The following is a 26,064-nucleotide window of genomic DNA, read 5'->3' on the forward strand; positions in this document are numbered from 1 at the left end:
GGCTGAGCCTGCGCACCCGCTACGGACTGGACGACCTGGTCGGTGCCGACACCGTCATCGTGCCCTCGGTGCCCGACCCGTGCGTCGAGGAGGGCAGGCCGCTGCCGCGGGAGCTGATCGAGGCCCTGCGCCGGGCTCATGACGCGGGCGCCCGCATGGTCTCCCTGTGCACCGGTGCCTTCGCGCTGGCCGAGGCGGGGCTGCTCGACGGACGGCGTGCCACCGCCCACTGGATGCACACGGCACAACTGGCCGAGCGCTACCCGAAGGTGCAGGTCGACGCGTCGGTGCTGTACGTGGACGACGGCGACGTGCTCACCAGCGCGGGACTGACCGCCGGACTCGACCTGTGTCTGCACTTGGTGCGGCGCGATCTCGGCGCGCACGTCGCCAACCAACTGGCGCGCCGCATGGTGGTGCCCGCCCACCGGCCGGGCGGCCAGGCACAGTTCATCGAGCTGCCCGTGCCGGCCGGCGACGACGAGGGGCTGGCGCCCGTCCTCGAATGGGCGAGAGCCAACCTGGACCGGCCGCTGACCGTCGCCGACCTGGCGCGGCGGGCCGCGATGAGTCCGCGTACGTTCTACCGGCGGCTCCAGGCCGTCACCGGGACGACCCCGCTCCAGTGGCTTCTCGACCAGCGGCTCGGGCGCGCCCGGTCACTGCTGGAGTCGACGGACCTGCCGATCGAGAAGGTCGGGGAGCTGAGCGGCCTCGGCACGGCCAACAATCTCCGCCACCACTTCCTGAGGCACCTCGGGGTGTCGCCCGGCGACTACCGGCGGGCCTTCCCCGGGGCCCAGGCGACCGGGCGCGGACGTACGCGGGTCTGAGTCACCCCTGCGGACTCCAGCCCGGGGGCCGCAGGATCCCCAGCAGTTGCCGGACCAGTTCGTCGACGACCTCGTCCAGCGTCGCGTCGACCCAGCCGGCGCTCCAGTCGTGCAGCAGACCGTTGACGCTGCCGATGAAACCCGTCGCCGCGAGGCGGTAGTCGCGGGGGGCCGCCTCCCCGCGCGCGGCGGCCGCCCGGGCCTCGGCGCAGATGAGGTCGACCCAGCCGGCCCGGCGGGCGAGCCGCTGCTCCTCCAGGCGCGGGCTGACGCCGATGATCTCGACGAAGGTGATGCGGATCCGGCGTGGATCGGCGGCGAGGTTCCCGGCGTAGGCGCGGAAGATCGCGGTCGCGCGCTCGACGAGCGGCAGGTCCGCCGCGTCGGCCGCCGCCTCGACCACGGCCGCCTCGGCCCAGTCGTTGACCTGGAGGTGCAGGGCCGCGAGCACGTCCTCCAGGGTGCGGAACTCCTCGTAGAACTGACGGGTGGACAGTCCGGCCGCCTCGCTGAGCGCCGCGACGGTGGTGGCGCGGAAGCCGGGGGTGTCGCCGAACAACCGGAGCGCGGCGTCCAGGAACCGCCGGCGCCGCTCGGCCTGCCGCTCCTCGGCGGTCTTGCCGCCGTAGCGGCCGGTCGGCGCTCTGAGTCTGCCCGGCACCGGCTCTCCCTTCATCCGCTCGAACACCCATCTTCGCTCGCACGCGATTTTGTCGTGGCCGCGGTCTTGTGAAGAAGGCCGCCCCTTCCTTACTTTTCAGTAAGTTCACTCTGAAAGCACGTGTGTTCAGATTCCTCATCCCCACCCGCAGAGGAGGGATCAGCCATGCCCGTCTTCCGACGCCGGCATCTGTGCTCCCTGACCGCCGCCCTCGCCCTGACCGCCACCGTTCCCGCGACCGCCGCCCACGCGGACGCCCCCGACGCCTCCGCCGCGCTGCGCCAGGTGCTGTTCGTGGGCAACAACTGGGACGGCACCGCCGAAGTCATCAAGTCCACCGGCGACTTCGCGAGGATCGGCCAGATCAACGTCATCCCCGACAAGGACGAGCGGATGGCGGAGATCAACGCCGATCCGATCAGATGGATCGCCTTCATGACGATCCGCAACAGCGTCGGCGAGGGACACGACCAGTTCGTCGACGACATGTACTCCACGCCGGACGGAAAGTCGGTGGTCGTCTCCCGGCCCAGCTTCGCCGACGTCGTCTCGATCGACCTCGCCTCCGGGCGGATCAACTGGCGCTTCCCGGTGTCCGGTTTCCGCGCCGACCACATGGCCGTCTCCCCCGACGGCAAGCGGGTCGCGGTGTCGGCCTCGACCGGCAACACCGTGCACGTCCTGGACATCCAGACCGGCAAGCAGCTCGGCAAGGCCACAACCGGCGACAAGCCGCACGAGAACATCTTCACCAAGGACGGCAAGTACATCTACAACATGTCGATCGGCGAGGTGAACACGCAGACCGACGCGCCCTGGCTGGACTGGACGAAGGGCGACCGCCGCATCACCGTCATCGACGCGACCACGTACCAGCAGGTCAAGGTCATCGACATGCGCCCGCGCCTGGACGCGATCGGCCTGAAGGACTTCTCCGACGCGGTCCGGCCCGCCGTGTTCTCGCCGGACGAGTCGAAGCTGTACTTCCAGGTGTCGTTCTTCAACGGCTTCTTCGAGTACGACCTGGCCTCCGACAAGATCACCCGCACGAAGACCCTGCCGAAGAACCCGGCGACCAGCGACGACCGCACCACCTTCGTCAACGACTCACGCCACCACGGCCTCTCGATGAGCCCGGACGGCAAGAAGCTGTGCGTCGCGGGGACCATGGACGACTACGCCACGGTCGTCGACCGCACCACCCTCCAGGAGGGCCCGCTCGTCACCGCCGCCAAGCCCTACTGGGCCACGGTCAGCGGTGACGGCAAGCAGTGCGTTGTCTCGGAGAGCGGCTCCGACCAGGTCACGGCCATCGACTTCGCCACCGGGAAGAAGGTCGCGTCCGTGCCGGTCGGGGACCACCCGCAGCGCGTCCGGCTCGGTCATGTCGAGGCCGGCTGGACGAGCCCGTCCGCTAGTTGACCTCCTTCGCGGCCCACGCGGCCAGCTCGGAGCGGGCCGCGTTCAGCAGGTCCGCCGAGGGAGCCGTCGCCCCGTTGGTCACCAGCGCGTAGTGCAGGACGCCCGAGTCCGGCGCGGTGAGCAGCAGGCGGCGGCTTCCCGTGCCGCCGGGCTCCTGGGACACGCCGACCGGGGTCGTCGAGGTGTACGCGGGCGGGGCGTGTGACGTCCCCAGGTCGGAGACGACGGTGGTGGACGCGGCCGGGAAGCTCGCCGGCAGGTGCAGTTCCGTGGGTGCCCGGCCACCGTCCGAGCGCCACAGCAGCAGCCCGTACTGTCCGGAGCCCACCAGCCGTTTCACGTTCGGCAGGGAGTCCGGCACCGGGTTCCAGGTCAGGGTCGTCGAACCGTCCCGGGAGCGGTCCTCGTAGGTGAAGCCGACGGTCGTCCCGGCCGTGGCGCTCGGGTAGAGGCGGTCCAGGAGCCGGGCGTCCTGGCGCAGCACCGGCTTGCCCGAGTCGTCGAGGCGTACGGCGGACAGGTCCTCGTCGTTCCAGGCGTCACCGGCGGTGAGCACCTTGTCGGGGTTGCCGTTCATCAGCTCGCGGTGGCGGCCGTTGTAGATGTCCCACTGCCACTGCGAGCCGGAGAGCACCGGCCCGGAGGCCGCCGGGTCGGACCACCAGTCGGCGCCCTTCAGGCGGGAGTCGAGGGCCTGGTACATCGCCTTGAGGACGGTGGGCGCCTTGTCGGAGACGTTGCCCGCCAGGGGGTGGCCGAACTCGCTGACGACGGCGGCGGTCTGCGCGGCGGCGGCCCGGTCGCGGACCGTGCGGAAGTCGCCCGCGTACTGGCCGTCGGCCGCCTTGCCCCACATGAAGACGCCGGAGATGGCCTTCTGGTCGTAGAAGTGGGTGTTGAAGACGTAGCGGGGTCCGAGCTTGCCCGCGTCGAGCAGGCCGCCCTCCTGCTTCTGGAAGTCGAGGTTGGCGTTCCAGAACAGGTTCGGCTCCACGAAGGCGGGCTTGTCCCGCCAGCCGGCCGCGTCCATGCGGGCCCGGAACTTCTCGAAGAACGGCCACAGCACGTCCTTCTCCCAGGCGCGGCTGGTCTGCCCGGAGTCGTAGACGCCCGCGTGCGGCTCGTTGTAGGGGTCGAAGCCGACGACGCCCTTGAACTGGTCGGCGTTCAGGTGCTGTTGGACGTACGCCATGGTCTTCTCGGCCGTGGCGAGGAAGGCGTCCTGCACGCCGTGCGCGTTGTGCCAGAAGTCGTACGTGGCACGCTTCACGGCCTCGTTCTGGGTGATGTTCTGCCCCCAGAACAGGCAGATCCCGCAGGACTCGTCCGGGTAGTTCCCGGCGTCCACGGCCCACTTGGGCGCGCCGTCGCCGGTGTACCAGCTGTCGGCGTCGAAGAGGTGCCGGGAGTAGAGGTCCTGGTGGAAGTCGGGGTAGACGCGGATGCCGGCGTCGAGGAAGGCCTTCATCTGGGCGGTGGCGGCGGCCAGATAGGCGGTGTCCACCGTGCCGCGCTCGGGCTCGGCGTACGCCCAGGAGAGCAGGAAGCGGACGGTGTTGCCGCCGCCGAGGGCGCGCAGCGCGGTCGCGGACTTGCGGGCGTCGGCGACGGAGGCGAAGGGCAGTCCCTTGTTCTCCGCGAGCTTCGTCTCGCCGGAGACGTTGTAGCCGCGCAGGACGACCTCGCGGCCGGAGGCGTCGGTGAAGCGGCCGTTCTTCACGGTGACGGTCGGGTCGTCGAACCAGAGGGAGCCGGGAGGGGGCGCGGCGGTGGCGGGCGGGACGCCCGCCACCGACAGGGAGCCGAAGAGGACAGCCAGGACAACCAGCAGACGTACTCGGATAGTCGGCATGTCCACTACAGTCCGGTGATATCAGGACACCGTCAACACCCCTGACTCTGGAGTAAGTTCCCTCTCGGCCAGCGCGCACACCTCAACCGCCCACCCGTCGTGTCACGTTCAACAAGTACTCCTTCCTGTTCAGCGGGTTGTGGTCGGTGCGCGGGCGCCGCGGAATCGTGCCGTGCGTGACTGGCGCATAGTGGTCGAAGGCGCTCTCCAGTTCCCCCTCACCGCGGGTCAGCCCCGGCAGCAGTTGTCCGAGGGCGTGCACCCGGGCCGCCGGCACGGTGCCTTCGAGGACGCAGAGGTCGCCCCGGTTGCGCGTCGCCTCCGGTACGGCCGCGAGCCCGGCGAGGACCGGCAGCAGGGTGCCGAGGGTGTCGGCCGGGGCCTCGATACGGAAGCGGTGCATCGGCTCGTGCACCCGAGTCCCGGCCCGCCGCAGCGCATCGATCAGCACCAGCGGGGTGACGCCGCGGAAGTCGGCCCCGGTGCTGGACATGCTCTTGTCGAAGCCCTGATGAGCGTGGCTCTGGCGGGGTGAGTAACCGCTGTGGGTCATGGTGACCGTGCAGTCGGTGACCTGCCAGCCGTACAGCCCCTGGTCGAGGGTCTCGCGCACGGTGTCCTCGACGGCCTTGAAGAAGGCGTACGGCATGGAGCCCAGCTCCACCTCCAGGCGAAAGCCGACGCCCGAGCCGACCGGTGCGGGATCGACGCGCAGGCCGACCGTCGCGAGGAACGGGTTCGGGTCCTTCTTGTTGAACTCCACGGCATGCCCGGTGCCGACGAGCCGTTCGACGCACAGCGGAGTGGTCTCGCGGAAGGTGACGTGGAGACCGTACTCGTCGGCGAGGGTGGCTTGAATGACCTCCTTCTGGACCTCGCCGTAGAGGGAGACGGACGTCTCCTGCCGGTGTTCGTCGTGGCGCAGGCCGATCAGCGGGTCCTGTTCGGCGAGCTGGGTGAGCGCGAGGTGCAGCGCGCCTCTGTTCACACCGGGCCCCGGGACGACGACCGTCTCCAGGGTGGGCGGGGCGAAGAAATGCTCGTACGCCTTGCGGGGTTCGCCGATCGCATCGCCGATCCTGATGTCGCCGAGCCCCCACAGCCGGGCGATCTGCCCGGCGGCGACGGCGTCCGCACGGGTGTCCGTGCCGTGGCCGAAGACGCTGATCCCGGTGATCCGGCCCTCGGCGCCGTCCGCTCCGAAGGGGATCCGGTCGCGGGTGCGCAGGGTGCCGGAGAACATCCGGGCGTAGGCGACCTTCTCCCCCGCAGGCCCCCGCTCGACCTTGAACACCGTGCCGGAGACCGGCCCGTCCGCGTCCCCGTCGGCGGCCGGAAGCAGTTCCTCGATGCCGGACAGGAGCGCGTCCACGCCCGCGCCGGTGGCGGCGGAGCCGAAGTAGACCGGGTGGACCAGGGCGTCCCGGGTCTGCGCGACGAGGGACCTGTGCAGGAGGGCGTCCGTGACGGTGCCCTCGACGTAGGCGGCCAGCAGCGTGTCGTCGTGGTCCGACAGGACGTCGAGGGCGGTGACCGGGCCGGGCCCCGGGATGAAGCGGGCCGCGCGCGTGCCGAGGCCGGTGGCGGTTCCCATCGGCACGATCGCGGGTGTCAGCCGGTCCGAGACCGACCGCAGCACCTCCTCGTCCCGTGCTCCGCGCCGGTCGATCTTGTTGACGAACAGCAGGGTCGGGATGCGCAGCCGCTGGAGCGTCCGCATCAGCACCCGCGTCTGCGCCTGCACCCCTTCGACGGCGGAGATCACGAGGACGGCGCCGTCCAGCACGCCGAGCACGCGCTCCACCTCGGCGATGAAGTCCGGGTGACCGGGTGTGTCGATGAGGTTGACCGTCACACCGTCGAGCGGGAACGAGACGACGGCGGACTTGATGGTGATGCCGCGCTGCCGCTCCAGCGCGAGGGTGTCGGTACGGGTGTTCCCGTCGTCGACGCGGCCGACCTCGTCGATCACCCCGGCCGAATGGAGCAGCCGCTCGGTCAGGCTGGTCTTACCTGCGTCGACATGGGCGAGAATTCCAAGGTTGAGCAACTGCACGAAGCGTCATGTCCTTCGGAGAGAGAGCCGTTCCTGTCTGGGGGGACATGGACGCAGTGCGCATCTGTTGCTCCTCGGGACTCGATGACGTCGTCGACCCGTGCAGTGCAGCAGACCGGCCCGGTGGGCCACAACGGAATTAACCGCCGACGGGGTACCCGTGGGGCGCGTGGAAGGAGCCGGTCGTGCGTGACATCCTCCCGGTGCTCGGCCGCTGGTACGCGGCCGGGCTCCCGTTCGGCCTGGCGACGGTCGTCGAGGTCAGCCGCAGCGCGCCGCGCGACCCGGGCGCGGCGATGGCGGTGGGTCCGGACGAGGAGGTCGTGGGCAGTGTGTCCGGGGGCTGTGTCGAGGGTGCGGTGTTCGAGCTGGCGCAGGAGGTCGTGGCGAGCGGCGAGGCCCGGCTGGAGACCTTCGGCTACAGCGACGAGGACGCCTTCGCCGTCGGCCTGACCTGCGGCGGTGAGATCACGCTGCTCGTGCGTCCCGTGACGCCCGAGCTGGACCCCGCCTTCGGCACGGTCGTGGACTGCGTCGCGGCCGGCGAACCGGTGACCACGGCGACGGTGACCGACGGCCCGGCCCCGCGCGGGGCGACACTCGCCGTCCGGCCGGACCGGGTGTCGGGCACGCTGGGCGCGAGCGGCCTGGACGCGGCCGTCACCGCCGACGCGCGCGGCGAGCTCGCTCTCGGTGCCACCGGCCTGCGGCACTACGGGCCCCAGGGGCAGCGCCGCGAGGACGCCGTCAGCGTGTTCCTGCAGTCCTTCGCACCGCCGCCGCGGATGCTGGTCTTCGGCGCGATCGACTACGCGGCGGCCGTCGCCCGCATCGGGGACTTCCTCGGCTACCGGGTCACGGTCTGCGACGCCCGCCCCGTCTTCGCCACGCCCCGGCGCTTCCCGGAGGGCGTCGAGGTGGTCGCCGAGTGGCCGCACCGCTATCTGAGGGACACGGACACCGACGAGCGCACGGTCGTCTGCGTCCTCACGCACGATCCCAAGTTCGACGTGCCGCTGCTCCAGGAGGCACTGCGCCGGCCCGCCGCGTACATCGGGGCGATGGGCAGCCGCCGCACCCACGCCGACCGGGCGCGGCGGCTGGCCGAGGCCGGGCTCACCGAGCGGGAGCTGTCCCGGCTGCGCTCACCGGTCGGCCTCGACCTCGGGGCCCGTACGCCCGAGGAGGTGGCGGTGTCCGTCGCCGCCGAGATCGTCGCGCTGCGCTGGGGCGGCACCGGGGCTCCGCTGACCGCCACGGAGGGAGCGGTGCATCCGCCCCGGCCCCGGTGAGTCAGGGCCGCGGGCCCTCGTCGGCGGGCCGACGGCCCCAGGCCGAGATCATCGGTGAGGTGGCGAGGTCGAGGCGCCCCGCCTCCACGTCGGCCAGATGCCGCTCGATCTCCTCGTCCGTGGCGAGTCCCTCGGCGACCAGCTTCTCCCGCACCTGCCGGACGGTGGCCGCCTCCAGGACGTCACCCGCGGGCGAGGTGACCGGGAAGTAGGCGTCGGCCTCCACATCTGCGAGTCCGGCCTCGCGCAGCAGCCGCGGCAGCCTGCGTCCGTAGGAGAGGTCGGCACCGCGCCGCCGCAGCAGCTCACGGAAGCCGGTGCGGAGGCGGTTGGCCAGCTCCTGCTCGGGGCCGTACTCGTCGGGGCAGATCAGCGGCTGGAGCGCGGGGTCGGCGTCCTCCACCAGCAACCAACCGCCGGGGCGCAAGGCCTGGATCATGGCGCGCAGCGCGGCGTCGCGCTCGGCCACGTGGACGAGGACGAGGCGGGCGTGGACCAGGTCGAAGGGCCCGGCCGGGGGTTCGTCGCGGCCGACGTCGTGGCGGAGCACCTCGACTCCCTCGGTGGCGGCCGCCTCGGTCCAGGACACGTCGATGTCGGTGGCGAGCACGCGCCCGCGCGGCCCGACGCGCTCGCGGAGCCACGCGGCGACGCTCGGGCCCCCGGCCCCGACCTCCCAGCACCGCCACCCCTCGGCGACACCGACCGTCTCGAAGTGCCGGAACGTCGAGGCGTCGAAGAGGGCGGCCAGCGCGTCGAAGCGCGTACCGGCCTCGGCCTGCCGGTTGTCCAGGAGGTATCCGTCGTCCCGCGCCATCCGCCGATCATGACATGGCCGTTTCTGCGGCGGTCGGACAGGCTCTAACCGGGCGTGCGGGGTGGCAGCCGGTGCAGTTCCACGTCGGTGAGACGCCCGTCGGCGACGGTGGCGGTCATGTACGTGCAGTGGGGCTGGCGGCGGCGGTCGGTCGGGGAGCCCGGGTTGAGCAGGCGCAGGCCGGTGGGGGCCGTGGTGTCCCAGGGGATGTGGCTGTGGCCGAAGACCAGCACGTCGAGGTCGGGGAAGCGGGCGGCGCAGCGCTTCTCCCGGCCCTGGGCGGGGCCCGTCTCGTGGATCACGCCGAAGCGCAGCCCGTCCAGGTCCACGTACGCCACCTCGGGCAGCCGGGCGCGCAGGTCCGGTCCGTCGTTGTTGCCGTACACGCCGACGAGCCTGCGGCAGCGGTCCTCCAGCAGGTCGAGGGTGGCCGTGTCGACCCAGTCGCCGGCGTGGAACACGACGTCGGCGTGCGGGAGTTCGCCCAGCAGGGGGGCGGGCAGGACCTTGGCCCGCTTGGGCAGGTGAGTATCGGACATGAAAAGCAGGCGCACATTCTCACCCTAGAGGCTTCCCGCCGCCCCGCCCGGGAACCCGGTCGATCTTCAAACAGGCAGACCGCGCAGCTCAGTTGCCCGGTGGCCGGAGATGATCACGTACCGGTCTCGAAAGGTGAGGCGGCGTCGCCGACCGGGTTAGCATCGGGCAACACGCAGTACAACAGGACGTCTACGGCAAGCGACCCGAAGGGGCCCGGAAACCCGATGCCGGTCAAGGTCAGCGTCATCGTCCCCGTCTACAACCCGGGGATCTACATCGAGGACTGCATCGCCTCGCTCCAGAGGCAGTCGCTGCCTCCCGACGAGTACGAGGTGATCTTCGTCGACGACGGCTCGACCGACGAGACACCGGCCCGGCTCGACGCGCTCGCCGCCGAGGACCCCCGGATGAAGGTCATCCACCAGGAGAACTCCGGCTGGTCGGGCAAGCCCCGCAACGTCGGCATCGAGGCCTCCCGCGGCGAGTTCGTCATGTTCGTCGACAACGACGACTACCTGGGCGACGAGGCCCTGGAGCGGATGTACGACTACGGCGTGGCCAACGGCGCCGATGTCGTCGTGGGCAAGATGGCCGGCAAGGGCCGCGGGGTGCCGGTGGAGCTGTTCCGCCGCAACCACCCGCGCGCCACCGTCGAGAACGCCCCGCTCATCGACAGCCTCACCCCGCACAAGATGTTCCGCCGGGCCTTCCTGGACCGCATCGGCCTGCGTTTTCCCGAGGGCAGAAGGCGGCTGGAGGACCACGTCTTCATCGCCGAGGCGTATCTGCGCGCGGAGAACGTCTCCGTGCTCAGCGACTACGTCTGCTACTACCACCTCCGGCGGGAGGACGGCTCCAACGCCGGCTTCGAACGCTTCGATCCGGTCGGCTACTTCAAGAACCTCCGTGAGGCCCTCGACGTCGTCGAGCGGTACACCGAGCCCGGACCGGTGCGCGACAAGCTCTTCCGGCGCTGGCTGCGCGTGGAGATGGTCGAGCGGCTGCGGGCCCGGCGTTTGTTGAAACTGCCGGACGACTACCGCAGGGAGCTGTTCGCCGAGATCCACGAGGTCGTCGTCGAGCGGTTCGGTCCCGGCGTCGCGGCCGGGCTCCAGCCGACGCAGCAGGTCGTCGCCGCGCTGACCGCGGCCGACCGGTACGACGACGTCGTGTCCTTCGCCGAGTGGGAGGCCGGGGTCGCGCCCAAGGCGGCCCCCGGGCACGTGGAGTGGCGGGACGGCTCCCTCAGCGTCGGCTTGACGGCCGAGTACACGTCCGGCGGCGAGCCGATGACCTTCCCGGCCGACGCCGAGGCGACGCCGCTGGCGGACGCCCCCAAGGACGTGTCCGAGGCGGTGGAGTGGGTGGCCTCGCAGACCGCCGCGCGCTTCGGCCAGGCCACCGCGGACCTGCTGCTGCGGGAGCGGTCCACTGCCGCGCAGTACTTCCAGCCCGTGCGGTTCACCCGCGAGACCGTGCCCGTCGGGGACGGCGGAGAGGTCCGGCTGGTGCTGCGGGCGACCGCCACCGTCGATCCGGCCGACCTGCCGAAGGACGGTGTCTGGGACGCGCTCGTCCGGGTCAAGCTGGGCGGCTGGACCAAGGAATGCCGGCTGGGCCCGGCGCCGCGGGCGAGCCGGCCCACGCCTGATGTCGGGGTCGTCGGGGGACGTCCGGTGCTGCCGTACTGGACGGAGCCGCACGGCAACCTCTCCCTGGACCTCGGCGTGCGTGGCAAGCGGCTCGGGCTGGGCCGCGTGCAGCAGTCCGGCGTCACCGTCTCCGGCGACCGCGTCCGTGCGCTGCTTCCGCTGTACGTTCCCGGCGACACCGAGGTGCGGCTGCGGTTCGTGTCCACCCAGCAGATCTTCGAGGCGCCCGGCACGCTCTCCCCCGCCACGGACGGGACGGGGGCCGTGCTGGCGGCGGCCCTGCCCGTGGAGAACCTCTCGCGCGGCGTCTGGCGGGTGGCCCTGTGCCTGGCCCCGGACACCGCCCGGCCGCTGTTCACCGGGTTGCCGTTCGCGCTGCGCTCGGCGAGCGGGCGTGTGCAGGTGGCCCCGGTGCCGCAGCCCGGCCTGGCGCTGCGGGTGGCGCGTCGTGCGCGACGCGTGGTCGGTACCGTGCGTCGGAAGGTTTCCCGTATCAGGATCGGAGGGCAGTGACGGCATGCGACCACTGGGGATAGAGGGCGCCTGGGTTCTGGAGCCCAAGATCTTCCCGGACGACCGGGGCAGCTTCCACGAGTGGTACCGCAGCGCGGAGTTCCGTGAGGCCACGGGCTACGACCTGTCCCTGGCCCAGGCCAACTGCTCGGTCTCCCGGCGGGGCGTGCTGCGGGGTGTGCACTTCGCGGATGTGCCGCCCAGCCAGGCCAAGTACGTCACCTGTGTGCGCGGTGCCGTCCTGGACGTGGTGATCGACATCCGCGTGGGCTCCCCGACCTACGGGCAGTGGGAGGCGGTACGGCTCGACGAGGACACCCGGCACGCGGTGTTCCTCGCGGAGGGGCTGGGCCACGCGTTCATGGCCCTGACCGACGACGCGACGGTGGTGTACCTGTGCTCGGCGGGCTACGCCCCGGAACGCGAACACGGCATCCACCCGCTCGACCCGGCCCTGGGCATCGAGTGGCCCGACGGAATCGAGCCGCTCCTCTCCCCCAAGGACGCACAGGCCCCGACCCTGGCCGAGGCGGAACGCCAGGGCTTGCTGCCGTCCTATGAGACCTGCCTCGCGTATTACGAGGAACTGCGGGGCCGCCGGGCAGACGGCTGACGCCTGCGGCAGGCGGGGCGTCGCGGGCCCGGACGGGACGCGACGCCCGAGGCCGACCCGGACGGGCCGGGTGCCAGGCCCGGGGGATCGGCCGTGCCGTCGCAGCCCCATGCGGCGGCGCGGCATCCCCGCCGAGCACGAGCTTCCCGGCACGGGCGTGCCCGGGCCACGCGCCCCGGCCCTGCGGACGGCGACCCCTGGGATCAGGCCGCCCTCGCCATCCCGTACCTCGTGCCACACACAGCACCCGAGCCTGAGCCGAACCGACCGGGGCCCGTACGAGGCCCSGGCCCGCAGCACCTGAGGCCGGTGTCCGCCGCTGCCCGGAGGGGCTCCCTCCCGCGACACGCCGTTGGATCCGCGCGGCGCTCGCGACACGTCGTTGGGCCGCTCCCCGCGGCGTGCGCGACACGCCGGAGGCCGCGGCGGCATGGCCGTGCTCGGCGGGCGTCCGAGGCCGGTACCCGGTCGGCAGGCAGCGGGCTGCTTCGGGAGGGGCACGCCGGCAATCCACAGAGGCGCCCCGAGGTGAGTCGCCCTGCATCCGGGAGCACTGGCCGCCGCCGCACCGCGCAAACGGCCGAGCCGCATCCCCCGGGCACGCCGAAGGCCCAGGCGCGCGCAGCGCCTGGGCCCGGACCCGAGGGACGTCAGGAAGCCCGGCGTCAGCTCAGCGGCTGACGCCCACCTGTTCCAGGGCCTTGCGCAGGGGCTCCCAGCCGATGGAGCGGGGCAGGCCGCGGTTGCGGGCCTGGACGAGGGGGCGCCAGAAGCCTGCTTCCACGAGGGCCTCGGGGCGCACCGCACCGGCCCGTTCCAGGATCGCCTCGGGGACCTTCTGCGGGTCGGGGATCTTGTACTCGGCCATGATCTCGTCGTACTTGTCGTGCAGGACCCGGTTGTTCGGGTCGGCGCCGAAGACGACCAGCTGGCCGGTGGGGGCGGTGTCCACCTGCACCGTGACCAGGTCGGGGCGGTAACGCGCCAGCACCTCGGTGATCTTGTAGACGTCGCCGGTCCAGGCGTTGGTGTGCCGGTCCCGGGCCGCCTCGTCGATGCTGCGCGGCAGCATGTCGTCGAGGACGATCACGCTGGACCAGTCCGAGTACTTCTCGACGTTCATGAAGTCGCGCAGCGCGAACTCGAACAGGTGCATGCCGTCGATGAACGACAGGTCCAGCGTCGTGCGGCGCCAGTAGCCGATCGGGCTGCGGCCGCGGCGCAGGTTGCGCAGCGGGTGACGGCCGCCCTTGAGGTGCTGGAGCGGATTGTCACGCGCGAAGAAGTCGTCGCTGGTGGCCTTCACCAGGTGGACGTCGCACCTCAGCTCCGAGACCACCTTGAAGGCGGGGTCGATCGCGATGCTGGGGACGCGGGACAACGTCAGGCTGCGGCCGTCGTTGACGCCGATCTCCAGGTAGTTGCGATTGGCGCTGACCTTGTGCAGTTCCCGGAGGAACTCATGGCGTTTCACGAAGGGGGACCTTCCTTGCGGATACGGGGCAGTGCTTCGTGCAGGGCGGAACGCCAGTCGCGCGGCGGCGGCAGGCCGATCTCCTGCCACCGGCGGTGCGCGAGAGCGCTGTACGCCGGGCGGGGCGCGGGCCGGGGGAAGGCCGCGCTGCTGGTGGGGCGGACCCGGTCCGGGTCGGCGCCGATGAGGGAGAACACCTCGCGGGCCAGCTCGTACCAGGTGGCCTCGCCCGAGTTGGTGGCGTGGAAGACGCCGTGCGCGTCGGGGCCGAGCCGGACGCCGAGGTCGGCGATCCGTTCGGCGACGTCCGCGCTCCAGGTGGGCTGCCCGCGCTGGTCGTCGACGACGTCGAGGGTGTCGCGGCGGGCTTCGAGACCGATCATGGTCCGGACGAAGTTAGTGCCGTGGACCCCGTAGAGCCAAGCCGTGCGCACGATCGCGCTCGCTCCGGGCAGTTCCTCCAGCACGGCCCGCTCCCCGGCCAGCTTGGTGCGGCCGTAGGCGGTGCGCGGGCCCGTCGGATGATCCTCCGGGTAGGGGGTCGTGCGGGCCTCGCCGGAGAAGACGTAGTCCGTGGAGACGTGGATCAGGCGGGCGCCGTGCGCGGCGCAGGCCCGGGCGAGCAGGCGCGGTCCGTCGCCGTTGATCTCCAGGGCGCGGGCCTCGTCGCTCTCGGCGTCGTCCACGGCCGTGTACCCGGCGCAGTTCGCGACCAGGTCGGGCCGGTGCTCGCGCACAGCACTGTCGACGGCCTCTGGGCGGGTGATGTCCAGGGCCGCCCGGTCCAGGGCCACCACCTCCTCGCCGCGCCGGGTGAGCTCCTCGACCACGTCATGGCCGAGCATTCCGCCCGCCCCGGTGATCAGCCACCTCATGCGCGCTCCTGGGCGACGCGCTGCTTCAGGGGCTCCCACCAGGCACGGTTGTCGCGGTACCAGGCGACGGTCTCGGCGAGGCCGGTGGTGAAGTCGTGGCGGGGGCGGTAGCCGAGTTCGTCGCGGGCCTTGGACCAGTCGACGGAGTAGCGCAGGTCGTGACCCTTGCGGTCCTCGACGTACTCCACCCGGTCCCAGTCCGCACCGCAGGCCTGAAGGAGCAGGCCGGTGAGCTCCTTGTTGGTGAGCTCGGTGCCGCCGCCGATGTTGTAGACCTCGCCGGGCCGGCCCTTGGTGCGGACGAGGTCGATCCCCTGGCAGTGGTCGTCCACGTGCAGCCAGTCGCGGACGTTGCGGCCCTCGCCGTACAGCGGCACCTTGTGGCCGTCGAGGAGGTTGGTGACGAACAGCGGGATGACCTTCTCGGGGAACTGGTGCGGGCCGTAGTTGTTGGAGCAGCGGGTGACGCGCACGTCCAGGCCGTGGGTGCGGTGGTAGGCCAGGGCGAGCAGGTCGGAGGAGGCCTTGGAGGCCGAGTACGGGGAGTTGGGCTGCAGCGGGTGGTCCTCCGGCCAGGAGCCGGTCTCGATGGAGCCGTAGACCTCGTCGGTGGAGACGTGCACGAAGGGGCCCACGGCGTGGCGCAGGGCGGCGTCCAGCAGGGTCTGGGTGCCCAGCACGTTGGTGCGGACGAAGTCGGCCGCGCCGGTGATCGAGCGGTCCACGTGGGACTCGGCGGCGAAGTGCACGACCTGGTCGGCGTCGGCCGTGAGCTTGTCGACCAGTTCGGCGTCGCAGATGTCGCCCTGGACGAACTCCAGCCAGGGGTGGCCGAGTTCGAGGTTGTCGAGGGTGCCGGCGTAGGTGAGCTTGTCCAGCACGGTGATGCGCGGCGCGTCGGGCGCGTCCGAGTCGAGCAGTGCGCGGACGTAACGGGAGCCGATGAACCCGGCTGCGCCGGTGACGAGGAGGTTCATGAAGTGATCTGCACCTTGCTGTGGTCTCCGAGGACGAAGCGGTGGGCGCTGGGGACACTGGGGGCCGGCGTCACCTCGACGTGCCGGCCTATCAGCGAGGCCTCGATCCGGCCGACGCCCTGGATCGAGGAGTCCCGCAGCACGATGGAGAACTCCAGTTCACTGTCGGTGATCCGGCAGTTCTCCGCGACGGAGGTGAAGGGACCCACGTAGGAGTTGCTGATGACGGTTCCGGAACCGATGACGGCGGGGCCGACGATGCGGGAGTTGACGATCCGTGCGCCCTCCTCCACCACCACGCGCCCGATGGTCTCCGACGCGGTGTCCACGTCGCCGTCGATCCGGCGGTCCATGCCCTCGAGAACCATGCGGTTCACCTCGAGCATGTCGCCGACGTTGCCGGTGTCCTTCCAGTAGCCCGTGATGACCGTGGAGCGCACGTCGGCGCGGGAGTCGATCAGGTGCTGGATGGCGTGGGTGATCTCCAGTTCGCCGCGCCAGGACGGTTCGATGGCGCGTACCGCTTCGTGAATAAGGGGGGTGAACAGGTAGACGCCGACCAGGGCCAGATCGCTCTTGGGCCGGTCGGGTTTCTCCTCCAGGCCGATGACCTGGCCGGAGGGATCGAGTTCGGCGACGCCGAAGGCGCGTGGGTCTGGCACGCGCGTGAGCAGGATCTGGGCGTCGGGCCGGTTGCCGCGGAACTCGTCGACGAGTCCGCTGATGCCGCCGACGATGAAGTTGTCGCCGAGATACATCACGAAGTCGTCGTCGCCCAGGTAGTCCCGGGCGATCAGTACCGCGTGGGCCAGCCCCAGGGGCCGCTCCTGAGGGATGTAGGTGACTTTCAGGCCGAACTGCGACCCGTCGCCCACCGCTTCCTCGATCTCCGCGGCCGTGTCCCCGACGATCATGCCCACGTCGGTGATGCCGGCCTCGGCGATCGACTCCAACCCATAGAAAAGCACGGCCTTGTTGGCCACTGGCACCAGTTGCTTGGCCGACGTGTGTGTGATCGGCCTCAGTCTTGTTCCTGCGCCGCCGGACAGCACGAGAGCCTTCATTCGGTTCACCTTAGTGTGATCCGGCGGATGTGAACATCACTTCTTTTTGTTGTCGATGCGCGGAGTTACGCTCATCGTCACCGCGCGGCCCCCTGGGGAGCGGTCAGTCCTCGCCCCTGACGATGTTCCAGTCCGGCTCGGAGCGCGCGGTCCGGGTGGTGGCCCGGTCCTCCACGGCGGGGAGGCAGGTCTGCAGCGCGGCCTTGCCGCGCAGGCGGCGTGCCTTCGACCAGCCGGTCTCGGGCCGACGGACTACGGGCTTGTCACTGGTCTCCATGGACGTCACGACTCATCATCTTCCTTCTGCGTTCCGCTGCTGTTCGAGTCCCCATGAACAAACCGAACAAACACGAGTCGTGACGTCTCGGCCGCACCCTGAAGTCCCTTGCGCCTCAAGGCTGTTGCCCTCGCATACGACGGTCCCGCGCACGGTGGGTGCGCGGGACCGGCCGGTCGGGTGCCGTCGTCAGGTGTTGGGACGCGCGGCGCTGATGTCGCCCAGCGCCGAGTCCGGGTCGCGTTCCATGGCCATGTCGCCCAGGGAGACGATGCCCACGGGGTGGCCGTGGTCGACGACCGGGATACGGCGCACGGAGTGCTCGCGCATCAGCTCCACCGCGCGGTCCAGGTCGTCGTCGGGGCTGACGGTGACCAGATCGTCACTGCACGCGCCGGCCACGGTGGTCTGCTCCGGGTCGCCGCCCTGGCTGATCGACCGGACCACCAGGTCACGGTCGGTGACCACACCACGCAGATCGTCGCCGTCCGTCACCAGGACGACGCCGAGGTCCTCGTCGCGCATGATGCGGGCCACCTCGGCGACGGAGGTCTGCGGCTCGACCGTGGCCGGATCGCTGGTCATGATGTCGCGGACATGCTGAGCCATGACGTTCCTCTTCCTTCGGCTCGGGTTCTCCGTCTTGCGCCGCCCGGGTACCCGGCGAACCGGCCCGGTCACCAGGTGTTCGCGGGGCGGTTTTCACCGCCCAGCACCAGCTCCGCCCACACCTGCTTGCCGCCGCTGACCGGCAGCGTCCCCCACGTCGCCGACACGGCCTCGACGAGGAGGATGCCCCGGCCGCCCGTGGCCTCCCAGCCGATGCTGGCCGGCCGGACCGGGCTGCGCGGGGAGGCATCGGCGATGGCGACGCGCAGGCGGTCGTTGATGAGGGTGAGGTCCATGCGGACCCGGCCGTCGGTGTGGACGAGGGCGTTGGTGACGAGTTCGGAGACGACGAGGAGGACGGCGTCGATGTCCGCGGTGACGCCCCAGGCGCGCAGGGTGCGCCGGGCGAAGCGGCGGGCGTGCCCGACCGCCTGCGGGACGCGCCACACCGTCCAGCTCTCCCGCAGCGGACGCAGGTCCATGCCGTCGTAGCGCATGAGGAGCAGGGCGACGTCGTCGCTGCGCGGGGCGTTGCCGAGGAGGGCGTCGGCGACGAGCCCCAGGTCTGTGGGGGCGGCTTCGGCAAGCCGGCCGGCGAGGCGGTCCATGCCCTCGTCGATGTCGGTGCCGGGCGTCTCGACGAGACCGTCCGTGACCAGGGCGATCACGGTGCCGGGCGGCAGCCGGAGCGGGCTCATGGGGAAGTCGGCCCGGGTGATCACCCCGAGGGGCGGGCCGCCCTCGGCCTCCGCGATCTCGGTCCGGCCGTCCGGATACCGCAGCACCGGCGGCAGGTGCCCGGCGCGCACGCACCAGGCGGAGCCCTCCTCCAGGTCGATGTCGACGTAGGCGCAGGTGGCGAAGAGGTCGCTCTCCATGTCCATGAGCAGCCGGTTGGCGTGCGCGACCACCACGTCCGGCGGGTGCCCCTCGACGGCGTAGGCGCGCAGGGCGGTGCGCATCTGGCCCATGAGGGTGGCGGCGCCCGCGCTGTGCCCCTGGACGTCGCCGATGATCAGGGCGACGTGGTTGTCGGGCAGCGGGATGACGTCGTACCAGTCGCCGCCGAGTTCAAGTCCGGCCGTGCTGGGCAGGTAGCGGGCGACGGCCACCGCGCCCGGCAGCCGGGGCAGGCGGCGCGGCAGCAGCTGGCGCTGGAGCATGCCGACGAGTTCGTGTTCGGCGTCGAAGGCCCGGGCCYGCACCAGAGCCTGTCCGGCGAGGCCGGCGCAGGCGGTGAGCAGGGCGCGCTCGTCGGCGCCGAAGTCGTGCGGGGCGTCCCAGCCGATCAGGCAGGCTCCGGCCATGCGGTTCCCGGCGGGCAGCGGCAGGACGGCGAGACCGCCGGGGCCGACCTCGGCCAGGGACCGTTCCAGGGGGCTGCCGGCGGGCCAGATCCGGGCCCGGCCCTCGCGCAGCGCGGCGGCGAGGGTCGGCATGGCGCGCACGGGCGCGTCGGGCCACTCGCCTCGCCACTCCGTGCGCCACAGCTCGGGCCAGACCTCGGGTTCGGGCGGGTCGAGGACGGTGACGACGAGCCGGTCGCTCTCCAGCTCGGCGAGGGCGATCCGGTCGGCCCGCAGCGGCCGGCGCAGGGCGGCGACCACGGCGTTGCCGACGTCGCGGACCGTGACGGCGGTGGCCAGCGCGGTGGCCAGGCGCTGGACACGGGCCACGTCGGTGACGTCGGAGCGCAGCGTGGAGGCGTCGGCGACGGTCCCCACGAGCCGTGCGGCGTGGCCCTCGCCGCCGGGCAGGAGACGCCCGCTCAGCCGGAGCCACTTCGGCGGCCCGGTGGGCTGGAGCACGCGGAACTCCAGCTCCCGCTCGCCGATGGACATGTGGTCCGCCTCCACGACGGACATCAGCGACGGCAGGTCCTCCGGCACGGTCAGACCGAGCAGCGTCTCGACCCGGCCGTCGAACTCCACGGGGTCCAGGCCGAACAGGTCCAGCAGCTCGTCGCCGACCCGGACGCGGCCGGTGTCCATGGCGAGGCTGAAGGCGCCCGGCGGCAGTTCACCGCCCTCGGCGAGCACGGCCGGGGCGGTGAGGGCGACCGCCTCGGAGATGAGTTCCAGGCATGTGCGGTCGTCGGTGTCGAACCCGGCGGGGCGCTCGCTCACGGCGAGCAGGCAGCCACCGCCGTTCCCCTGCACGGGCAGGGCGACCAGGTGGAAGTCCCGGGACGGCACGCGCCGCGCCTGGGCGTGCTCGGCGAGTTCGGCCGGGCCCATCGAGACGGGCCGCCCACCGCGGTGGGCCTCGGCGACCGGGGACCGCCCGGCGCGTGGGTAGCTGTCGCGCAGCCCGTACAGCGTCCTGGGCACCCCGGCCGACTCCACCAGGCAGAGCAGTTCGCCGTCCTGACCTGGCGCGTACACGGCGACGAACGCCGCACCGGCGAAGACGAGCGCCTGTTCGAGAGCGCGGTGCACGCGTTCGGGCGACCCCTGATCGACCGCGATCGCTTTGAGGGCGCTTTCGGCACGCAGCGTTCGCGTTCCGCGCTCTTGGGTGCCCTCACTGACCACGTTGGCCATTACAGCGCTTATGAGACACCTGCGCAGCCCCTGTGACCGTTCCGTGGAGCCGAGCCGGTACGGGCGCTCGAAAGCCACCGAACATCTCTTTACCCATGCGTTCCGCACGGTGTTCTCGTGACAGGCGTGACTGTCCGGGCCCGTCGCGTGGCTGGAAGGCTCGGTGCCCGTCACGGAGGGGGACGTATGGACAAGCGGTACGAGGTGTACGCGCTCGCCGACCGGCATTTCTACGAGACGCCGGACCGGCTGGCGCGGGGCGGGCAGGAGGCCGCACAGGGAGCGGCCGCGCACCTCTACGAGACGGCCCGCCGGCCGGTGCCCGAGGGCTGGGAGGCGGCGCGGATCGGCGACTGGCTGACGATGACACCGCTCGGCCCGGACGGCGAGCCGCTCCCGGGTCCGGCGCAGGGCTGGAAGATCCACGCCTCGGCGACCCGGGCGAACGCGGAACAGATCGCCCGGATCGTGTGGGACTACTGCGTCGAGCGGCGGATCCCCTTCAAGTTCGTGCCGGGCCCGCACCTGCTGCACCTGCGCAACACCAAGTACGCGCCGCGCGACGGCAGCGGCAAGTTCGTCACGGTCTATCCGGCCGGCGAGGAGCAGCTGCACGAGGTGCTCCGCGAGCTGGGCGCGCTGCTGGAGGGGTTCGAGGGACCGTACATCCTGACCGACCTGCGGTGGGGCGAGGGCCCGCTGTACGTCCGGTACGGCGCCTTCGCGCGCTCGTTCGTCGTGGACGACCGGGGCTCGCTGGTGCCGGCGGTGCGCGACGGCGAGGGGCGGCTCGTTCCGGACCGGCGGGCGCCGTCCTTCCAGGTGCCGGAGTGGGTGACGCTGCCGGAGTTCCTCAGGCCTCATCTGGACGCGCGCAACAACACGACGACGGGCGACCTGCCGTACCGCATCGAGAAGGCGCTGCACTTCTCCAACGGCGGCGGTGTCTACGTCGGCACCGACACGCGCGACGGGCGCAAGGTCGTGCTGAAGGAGGGCCGGCCGCACGCGGGGCTCGCCTCGGACGGCGCCGACGCGATCGCCCGGCTGGAGCGGGAGAAGCGGGCGCTGGAGCAGGTCGCGGGCACGGGTGTGGTCCCGGAGGTGCGCGACTGGTTCGAGCTGGGCGGCCACCGCTTCCTGGTGATGGACTTTCTTCAGGGCCGTCCGCTCAACTCGTTCTTCGCCGAGCGGCACCCGCTGCTCGCCCAGGACCCCGAGCCGGAGGCCGTCGCCGCGTACACGGCGTGGGCGCTGCGCATCCACACCAGGGTGGAGGAGGCCGTGGCGGCGGTGCACGCGCGCGGCATCGTCTTCAACGACCTGCACGTCTTCAACGTCATGGTCGCGCCGGACGAGGAGTCGGTCTTCCTCCTCGACTTCGAGGCCGCGGCCCCGGTCGGGGAGAACGGCCGCCAGGTCGTCGCCCACCCGGGCTTCTTCGCGCCGCCGGACCGCAGGGGCGCCGATGTCGACCGCTACGCCCTGGCCTGTCTGCGGCTGGCCCTGTTCCTGCCCGTGACCACGCTGTTCGTGGTCGACCGCGGCAAGGCGGCGCATCTGGCCGAGGTGATCGCTCAGCAGTTCCCGGACGTGCCGCGGGAGTTCCTCGACGAGGCGGTCGCGGAGATCACCCGGGAGGTGTCCGGCCGTACGGTGGCCGCTCCCTCCTCTCCGGTGGACCCCGGCGACTGGCCGTACAGCCGCGACTCGATGGTCAAGGCGATCCTCGCCTCGGCCACCCCGGAGCGCGACGACCGGCTCTTCCCGGGCGACGTCGCCCAGTTCTCCGACGGCGGCGGGCTCGGGATCGCCCACGGCGCGGCCGGGGTGCTGTACGCACTGGACGCGATCGGCGCCGAGCGGTACGAGGAGGGCGAGCGCTGGCTGCTGGCCCGGACGGCACCGGCCCCGGTCGGCACGCCGCTCGGCCTCTACGACGGGCTCGCGGGCGTCGCCCTGGTCCTGGACCGGCTCGGGCACCGGCAGCGGGCGCTGGACCTGGCCGAGGGCATCCTCGCGGAGCGGTGGCAGAACCTCTCCTCCGACCTGCACGGCGGACTGGCCGGACTCGGCCTCGTCCTGGGCCACTTGGCGCGCACCACTGGGGAAGCGGTGCTGCGCGAGCGGGCCGACGAGGCCGCCCGGATCCTCGTGCGACGGCTCGCCGAACCGCTCCCGGCCACGCCCCGGCCGCGTGCCGGACTGCTGCGGGGCGCGACCGGTCCGGCGCTCCTGCTGCTGCGGCAGTACGAGTGGACCGGCCGGCCCGAATGGCTTCAGGCGGCGGCCGTGGCACTGCGCCGGGACCTGGAGTCCTGCGTGACCCGCGAGGGCGGTGCGCTGGAGGTCGACGAGGGCTGGCGGACCCTGCCCTATCTCGGCGACGGCAGCGCGGGAATCGGCATGGTCCTCGACGACCTGGTGGCCCATGCCCCGCACATGGCCGGGGAGTTCGGCCCGGCCCGCTCCGGCGTGCTCACCGCCTCCACCTCACGCTTCTACGCGCAGCCCGGGCTGTTCCAGGGCCGCGCCGGAATGATCCTGCACCTCGGCCGCACGACCGAGCCGGGCGCGACCGCGGACCGGCTGGCCGGGCAGATCGCCGGACTCGGCTGGTTCGCCATGGCCTACGAGGGCCAACTCGCCTTCCCCGGCCACCAGATGATGCGGCTGTCCATGGACCTCGCCACCGGAACGGCAGGGTGCCTGCTGGCGCTCGGCGCGGCCCTCGACCCGGCGACCGGCGCCCATCTGCCGTTCCTCCCGCCGCCGAAGAGGCGGCCCACCTGAACGCGGCTCCGCGATCCGGCGGAGTCGTGACACCACCCCGTCCCCACGGATGACCACGGACGGACACCCAACGGAAGGACACACCATGGCACTTCTCGACCTCCAGACGATCGAGTCCGAGGAGCGGACGGACGGCGGCGGCGCCAGCACGGTGAGCCTGCTCTCCTGCATCAGCGCGGCGAGCGTCCTGCTCTGTCTCTGACCGACGTCCGGTCATGGCCCCGGGCGGTCTTCTCCCTTCGGGGAGGGGCCGCCCGGGGTCCGTCCCGTCCCGCGAAAGGCCCGTATGAGCACGCGTGGTGACGACGACCCGGCGACCGGACACGCCCGCACGCTGCTGCGCACGGCCACCCGGTACAGCGGGGCCCGCTGCGCGGCCCTGTGCCTGGTGAGCACCGCCGCCACCGGTGCCGGGCTGCTGCTGCCCGCCGCGCTGGGCCGGGCTCTCGACCTGCTGCTGGCGCAGGCCCCGGCGACCCGCTGGGTGCTGTACTGCGCCGGTCTGGTGCTGCTACTCGCCCTGCTGGACGCGGCCCAGACCGTCCTGACCGGGACCGTCGACGCCCGCGGCACCGCGTGGCTGCGCCGCCGGCTGGCCGGGCACGTCCTGGGCGTCGGCCCGCGGGCCGCCGACCGCTTCGGCTCCGGTGACCTCGTCGCGCGCCTGGTCGGCAACGCCGCCGAGGCGGGGACCACTCCGGCGGCCCGTGCGGCACTGCTCGCCGCCCTCGCCGGTCCCCTCGGGGGCGTGGTCGCGCTCGGCCTGATCGACTGGCGGCTCGCGGCCGTCTTCCTCGCCGGGGCGCCCGTTCTGACGTTCCTGCTGCGTGCCGTCGCCCGTGACACCACTCGGAGCGCGACTCGCTACCAGCGGGCCCAGGGCCGGATCGCCGCCGCGCTGGCCGAGGCCGTCGAGGGTTTCCGCACCGTCCGGGCGGCGGGTACGGAGGACCGGGAGACGGCCCGTGTGCTGCGGCCGCTGCCCGGCCTGTCCGAGGCCGGGCATCGCATGTGGCGGGTGCAGGGGCGCGCCGCCGCACAGGCGGTCGCCGTGGCACCGCTGCTCCAGCTCGGGGTCGTCGCCGTGGCCGGTGTACTGCTGACCCGGGACCTGCTGTCGGTGGGCGAGGTGCTCGCGGCCTCGCGGTACGCGGTGCTCGCGACGGGCGTCGGCGTCCTGGTCGGCAGGCTCGCCGGCCTGGCCCGGGCCCGCGCGGCGGCCCGGCGCCTCGGTGAGATCCGGGCCGAGCCCGCCACCGCGTTCGGCGCACGGCGGCTGCCCGACGGGCCCGGACGGCTGGAGCTGCGCGGCGTGACGGCCCGGCGCGGCGGACGCACCGTGCTCGACGGAGTGGACCTCGTCGTCCCGGGTGGCACGACCCTGGCCGTGGTGGGCCGGTCGGGCGCGGGCAAGTCGCTGCTGGCCGCGCTCGCCGGACGACTGGCCGACCCGGACGCGGGCGAGGTGCTCCTCGACGGGGTGCCGTTGTGCGAGCTGCCGCACGACGATCTGCGGCGCGCCGTCGGCTACGCCTTCGCCCGCCCGGCCCTCCTCGGCGGYACCGTCGAGCAGGCGATCGGTCTCGGCCTGGCCTCGCCCTCCCCCGACCGCGTCCGTGCGGCGGCCCGCACGGCCCTCGCGGACGACTTCGTCCGCCGCCTCCCCGACGGATACGACACGGCCGTCGCCGACGCCCCGCGCTCCGGCGGCGAGTCCCAACGGCTGGGTCTGGCCCGGGCGTTCGCGCACGGCGGCCGGCTGCTGATCCTCGACGACGCCCTGTCCAGCCTGGACACGGTGACGGAACGCCACATCACCGACGCCCTCCTCGGCGACGGCCCGTCCGGCACCCGGCTCCTGGTCGCCCACCGCGGCGCCACGGCCGCGTGCGCCGACGCGGTGGCCTGGCTGGACGAGGGGCGGGTGCGGGCGGTGGGGCGGCACGAGGAGCTGTGGCGGCTCGCGGAGTACCGGGCGGTGTTCGGGGAGGGGACGGACTCGGCGTACGCCGGGGCCGGGAGCGGAGCAGAGGCATGACGGACAGCCCCGTACGCGCCGAAATCGGCACACGCCCGCCCGCGCGGGGCGGACTGCCGTCGCGGGGCCTGCGGTTCCTGCTGGCCCGGTGGCGGGTCCTGCTGCGGCTCACCGCCTGGTCGGTGCTGGAGACCGGGCAGACCTTCCTCATCGGGTACGGGCCCGCCCGCGCCCTGGACGACGGGTTCCTGCGGGGACGGCCGGATGTCGGACTGGCCTGGCTGGCGGTGGCCGGACTCGCTGTCCTGGCCGGGGCGTACGGGACCGCACGGGTCTACGCGGCCGTCGCCGCGCTGGTCGAACCGTTCCGGGACCGGCTCGTGGCGCGGGTGGTGTCCCGGGGGGTGCGGACCGGTGACGCGGGCTCCCTGTCCGGGCTCACCCAGCAGGTGGAGATCGCGCGGGACACCTTCGCCGGGCTGGTCATGGTCTCCCGTTCCTTCGTGTTCACCGCCGCCGGCGCCCTGGCCGGGCTGTTCACGCTCGCCCCGCCGCTCCTGCTGGTCGTCGGCCCGCCCCTGGTTGCGGGGGTGGCGCTGTTCGCGGCGACACTGCGGCCGCTCGCCCGGCGCCAGGAGGCGTTACTCGTCGCCGACGAGGAACTCGCGGGACACCTGGGCACCGTCTGCCCGGGCCTGCGGGACATCACGGCGACCGGCGCCGAGGCGCACATCGCCGCCGCCACCGGCGAACGGGTCGAGGCGGAGTTCCGGGCGGCACGCTCCCTGGCCCACTGGGGCGTCCTGCGCGTGGCGTCCCTGGCGCTCGGCGGCCAGTTCCCCATCGTGCTGCTGCTCGCCACCGCCCCGTGGCTCCTGGCCCACGGCGTCACCACGGGTGCCCTGGTCGGCGCCCTCGCCTACGTCACCCAGTCCCTGCTGCCCGCCCTGCGCAACCTGATCCACGGCCTGGGCACGAGCGGCTCCCGCCTGACGGTGGTGCTGCGCAGGCTGGCCCCGGCGGGGTCCGCGGAGCCCGACGGCACGGGCGGCGACGGAACGCGGTCGCGGACCGGCCGGCGGCTCGCGGACACGGCGAACCCGCACGTGGGACCCGGCCCCTCGGGCACGACACAGCAACACGTGGGACCCCGCGCCGCTCCCGGCACCCGCGCCGACGGGCCCCGCGGCGCACTCCCGGGAGCGGTACCGGCCGCCCATGGC

21 protein-coding genes are annotated in these 26,064 nt (G+C 72.5%); 9 read left to right on the forward strand and 12 right to left on the reverse strand.

Annotated features, from left to right (window positions below; all coding sequences use genetic code 11):
- On the forward strand, nucleotides 1-833 hold an 833-nt coding region (locus CA983_RS15900; RefSeq protein ID WP_208636974.1), incomplete at its 5' end, for a GlxA family transcriptional regulator.
- Between the two features lies 1 nt (nucleotide 834).
- Here the strand turns inward: CA983_RS15900 and CA983_RS15905 are convergent.
- Entirely contained in the window at nucleotides 835-1,494 is a 660-nt protein-coding gene (locus CA983_RS15905; protein WP_086601572.1) for a TetR/AcrR family transcriptional regulator, read from the reverse strand.
- Between the two features lie 165 nt (nucleotides 1,495-1,659).
- Here CA983_RS15905 and CA983_RS15910 point away from each other — a divergent pair, with 165 nt between their 5' ends.
- Complete coding sequence (locus CA983_RS15910) at nucleotides 1,660-2,916, forward strand: YncE family protein (protein ID WP_086601556.1); 1,257 nt, start codon at nucleotides 1,660-1,662, stop codon at nucleotides 2,914-2,916.
- On the opposite strand, the gene CA983_RS15915 is transcribed toward CA983_RS15910, so the two are convergent.
- Entirely contained in the window at nucleotides 2,909-4,768 is a 1,860-nt protein-coding gene (locus CA983_RS15915; RefSeq protein ID WP_086601573.1) for a cellulase family glycosylhydrolase, read from the reverse strand. The two genes, CA983_RS15910 and CA983_RS15915, sit on opposite strands and share 8 nt — an antisense overlap.
- Nucleotides 4,769-4,850: 82 nt before the next feature.
- Nucleotides 4,851-6,824, reverse strand: coding sequence for an elongation factor G (locus CA983_RS15920; RefSeq protein ID WP_086601557.1), 1,974 nt, complete (start codon nucleotides 6,822-6,824; stop codon nucleotides 4,851-4,853).
- A gap of 185 nt (nucleotides 6,825-7,009) precedes the next feature.
- On the opposite strand from CA983_RS15920, the gene CA983_RS15925 reads away from it, so the two are divergent.
- Entirely contained in the window at nucleotides 7,010-8,116 is a 1,107-nt protein-coding gene (locus CA983_RS15925) for an XdhC family protein (RefSeq protein ID WP_086601558.1), read from the forward strand.
- 1 nt (nucleotide 8,117) lies between these two features.
- Here CA983_RS15925 and CA983_RS15930 read toward each other — a convergent pair whose 3' ends face one another.
- Both CA983_RS15930 and CA983_RS15935 read right to left on the reverse strand, forming a co-directional pair.
- Nucleotides 8,118-8,933: a class I SAM-dependent methyltransferase gene (locus CA983_RS15930; protein WP_086601559.1), complete on the reverse strand. Its 816-nt coding sequence runs from the start codon at nucleotides 8,931-8,933 to the stop codon at nucleotides 8,118-8,120.
- Nucleotides 8,934-8,977: 44 nt separating this feature from the next.
- Nucleotides 8,978-9,487 carry a metallophosphoesterase family protein gene (locus CA983_RS15935; protein ID WP_086601560.1) on the reverse strand — a complete coding sequence of 170 codons (510 nt, stop codon included), beginning with the start codon at nucleotides 9,485-9,487 and terminating at the stop codon, nucleotides 8,978-8,980.
- A 210-nt stretch (nucleotides 9,488-9,697) separates the two neighbouring features.
- On the opposite strand from CA983_RS15935, the gene CA983_RS15940 reads away from it, so the two are divergent.
- Together CA983_RS15940 and rfbC are read left to right on the forward strand one after the other, a co-directional pair.
- Nucleotides 9,698-11,638: a glycosyltransferase family 2 protein gene (locus CA983_RS15940; protein ID WP_086601561.1), complete on the forward strand. Its 1,941-nt coding sequence runs from the start codon at nucleotides 9,698-9,700 to the stop codon at nucleotides 11,636-11,638.
- 4 nt (nucleotides 11,639-11,642) lie between these two features.
- Nucleotides 11,643-12,251, forward strand: a complete 609-nt coding sequence (rfbC, locus tag CA983_RS15945; RefSeq protein ID WP_086601562.1) for a dTDP-4-dehydrorhamnose 3,5-epimerase — start codon at nucleotides 11,643-11,645, stop codon at nucleotides 12,249-12,251.
- A gap of 670 nt (nucleotides 12,252-12,921) precedes the next feature.
- Here the strand turns inward: rfbC and CA983_RS15950 are convergent.
- The 7 genes from CA983_RS15950 to CA983_RS15980 all read right to left on the reverse strand — a co-directional run bounded on the left by CA983_RS15950 (nucleotide 12,922) and on the right by CA983_RS15980 (nucleotide 20,070).
- Nucleotides 12,922-13,725, reverse strand: coding sequence for a class I SAM-dependent methyltransferase (locus CA983_RS15950; protein ID WP_086601563.1), 804 nt, complete (start codon nucleotides 13,723-13,725; stop codon nucleotides 12,922-12,924).
- Complete coding sequence (gene rfbD / locus CA983_RS15955) at nucleotides 13,722-14,600, reverse strand: dTDP-4-dehydrorhamnose reductase (RefSeq protein WP_086601564.1); 879 nt, start codon at nucleotides 14,598-14,600, stop codon at nucleotides 13,722-13,724. Before rfbD ends, CA983_RS15950 begins: the two co-directional genes overlap by 4 nt.
- A complete protein-coding gene (gene rfbB, locus CA983_RS15960) occupies nucleotides 14,597-15,577 on the reverse strand; it encodes a dTDP-glucose 4,6-dehydratase (RefSeq protein ID WP_086601565.1) in 981 nt (326 codons plus the stop codon). Before rfbB ends, rfbD begins: the two co-directional genes overlap by 4 nt.
- The gene (locus tag CA983_RS15965) at nucleotides 15,574-16,641 is read right to left on the reverse strand and encodes a glucose-1-phosphate thymidylyltransferase (RefSeq protein ID WP_086601566.1); all 1,068 of its coding nucleotides are present in this window, start codon (nucleotides 16,639-16,641) and stop codon (nucleotides 15,574-15,576) included. The genes rfbB and CA983_RS15965 overlap by 4 nt, the downstream gene beginning before the upstream one ends.
- Nucleotides 16,642-16,744: 103 nt before the next feature.
- Nucleotides 16,745-16,927 carry a hypothetical protein gene (locus CA983_RS15970; RefSeq protein WP_086601567.1) on the reverse strand — a complete coding sequence of 61 codons (183 nt, stop codon included), beginning with the start codon at nucleotides 16,925-16,927 and terminating at the stop codon, nucleotides 16,745-16,747.
- Nucleotides 16,928-17,107: 180 nt separating this feature from the next.
- Nucleotides 17,108-17,527 (reverse strand): CBS domain-containing protein, encoded by a 420-nt coding sequence (locus CA983_RS15975; protein ID WP_086601568.1) that lies wholly within the window; start codon nucleotides 17,525-17,527, stop codon nucleotides 17,108-17,110.
- Nucleotides 17,528-17,595: 68 nt separating this feature from the next.
- Complete coding sequence (locus tag CA983_RS15980; protein ID WP_107500240.1) at nucleotides 17,596-20,070, reverse strand: SpoIIE family protein phosphatase; 2,475 nt, start codon at nucleotides 20,068-20,070, stop codon at nucleotides 17,596-17,598.
- A gap of 186 nt (nucleotides 20,071-20,256) precedes the next feature.
- Between CA983_RS15980 and lanKC the strand changes: the two genes are divergently transcribed.
- The 4 genes from lanKC to CA983_RS16000 form a co-directional block, all read left to right on the forward strand.
- The gene (lanKC, locus tag CA983_RS15985) at nucleotides 20,257-22,863 is read left to right on the forward strand and encodes a class III lanthionine synthetase LanKC (RefSeq protein WP_086601569.1); all 2,607 of its coding nucleotides are present in this window, start codon (nucleotides 20,257-20,259) and stop codon (nucleotides 22,861-22,863) included.
- A gap of 85 nt (nucleotides 22,864-22,948) precedes the next feature.
- Entirely contained in the window at nucleotides 22,949-23,065 is a 117-nt protein-coding gene (locus CA983_RS15990) for a SapB/AmfS family lanthipeptide (protein ID WP_010040504.1), read from the forward strand.
- Between the two features lie 84 nt (nucleotides 23,066-23,149).
- Entirely contained in the window at nucleotides 23,150-24,901 is a 1,752-nt protein-coding gene (locus tag CA983_RS15995; RefSeq protein WP_086601570.1) for an ABC transporter ATP-binding protein, read from the forward strand.
- Nucleotides 24,898-26,064: ABC transporter ATP-binding protein (locus CA983_RS16000; RefSeq protein WP_483027217.1), on the forward strand; the 1,167-nt coding region annotated here is incomplete at its 3' end. The genes CA983_RS15995 and CA983_RS16000, both read left to right, overlap by 4 nt.

This window comes from Streptomyces swartbergensis (assembly GCF_002148965.1).
GTDB lineage: Bacteria > Actinomycetota > Actinomycetes > Streptomycetales > Streptomycetaceae > Streptomyces > Streptomyces swartbergensis.

Bases quoted from the DNA above. Each gene is read 5' to 3' on its own strand.
- CA983_RS15910 (WP_086601556.1), top strand. From the start codon at position 1,660: ATGCCCGTCTTCCGACGCCGGCATCTGTGCTCCCTGACCGCCGCCCTC.
- CA983_RS15915 (WP_086601573.1), bottom strand. From the start codon at position 4,768: ATGCCGACTATCCGAGTACGTCTGCTGGTTGTCCTGGCTGTCCTCTTC.
- CA983_RS15930 (WP_086601559.1), bottom strand. From the start codon at position 8,933: ATGGCGCGGGACGACGGATACCTCCTGGACAACCGGCAGGCCGAGGCC.
- CA983_RS15940 (WP_086601561.1), top strand. From the start codon at position 9,698: ATGCCGGTCAAGGTCAGCGTCATCGTCCCCGTCTACAACCCGGGGATC.
- rfbC (WP_086601562.1), top strand. From the start codon at position 11,643: ATGCGACCACTGGGGATAGAGGGCGCCTGGGTTCTGGAGCCCAAGATC.
- rfbD (WP_086601564.1), bottom strand. From the start codon at position 14,600: ATGAGGTGGCTGATCACCGGGGCGGGCGGAATGCTCGGCCATGACGTG.
- rfbB (WP_086601565.1), bottom strand. From the start codon at position 15,577: ATGAACCTCCTCGTCACCGGCGCAGCCGGGTTCATCGGCTCCCGTTAC.
- CA983_RS15965 (WP_086601566.1), bottom strand. From the start codon at position 16,641: ATGAAGGCTCTCGTGCTGTCCGGCGGCGCAGGAACAAGACTGAGGCCG.
- CA983_RS15975 (WP_086601568.1), bottom strand. From the start codon at position 17,527: ATGGCTCAGCATGTCCGCGACATCATGACCAGCGATCCGGCCACGGTC.
- lanKC (WP_086601569.1), top strand. From the start codon at position 20,257: ATGGACAAGCGGTACGAGGTGTACGCGCTCGCCGACCGGCATTTCTAC.
- CA983_RS15990 (WP_010040504.1), top strand. From the start codon at position 22,949: ATGGCACTTCTCGACCTCCAGACGATCGAGTCCGAGGAGCGGACGGAC.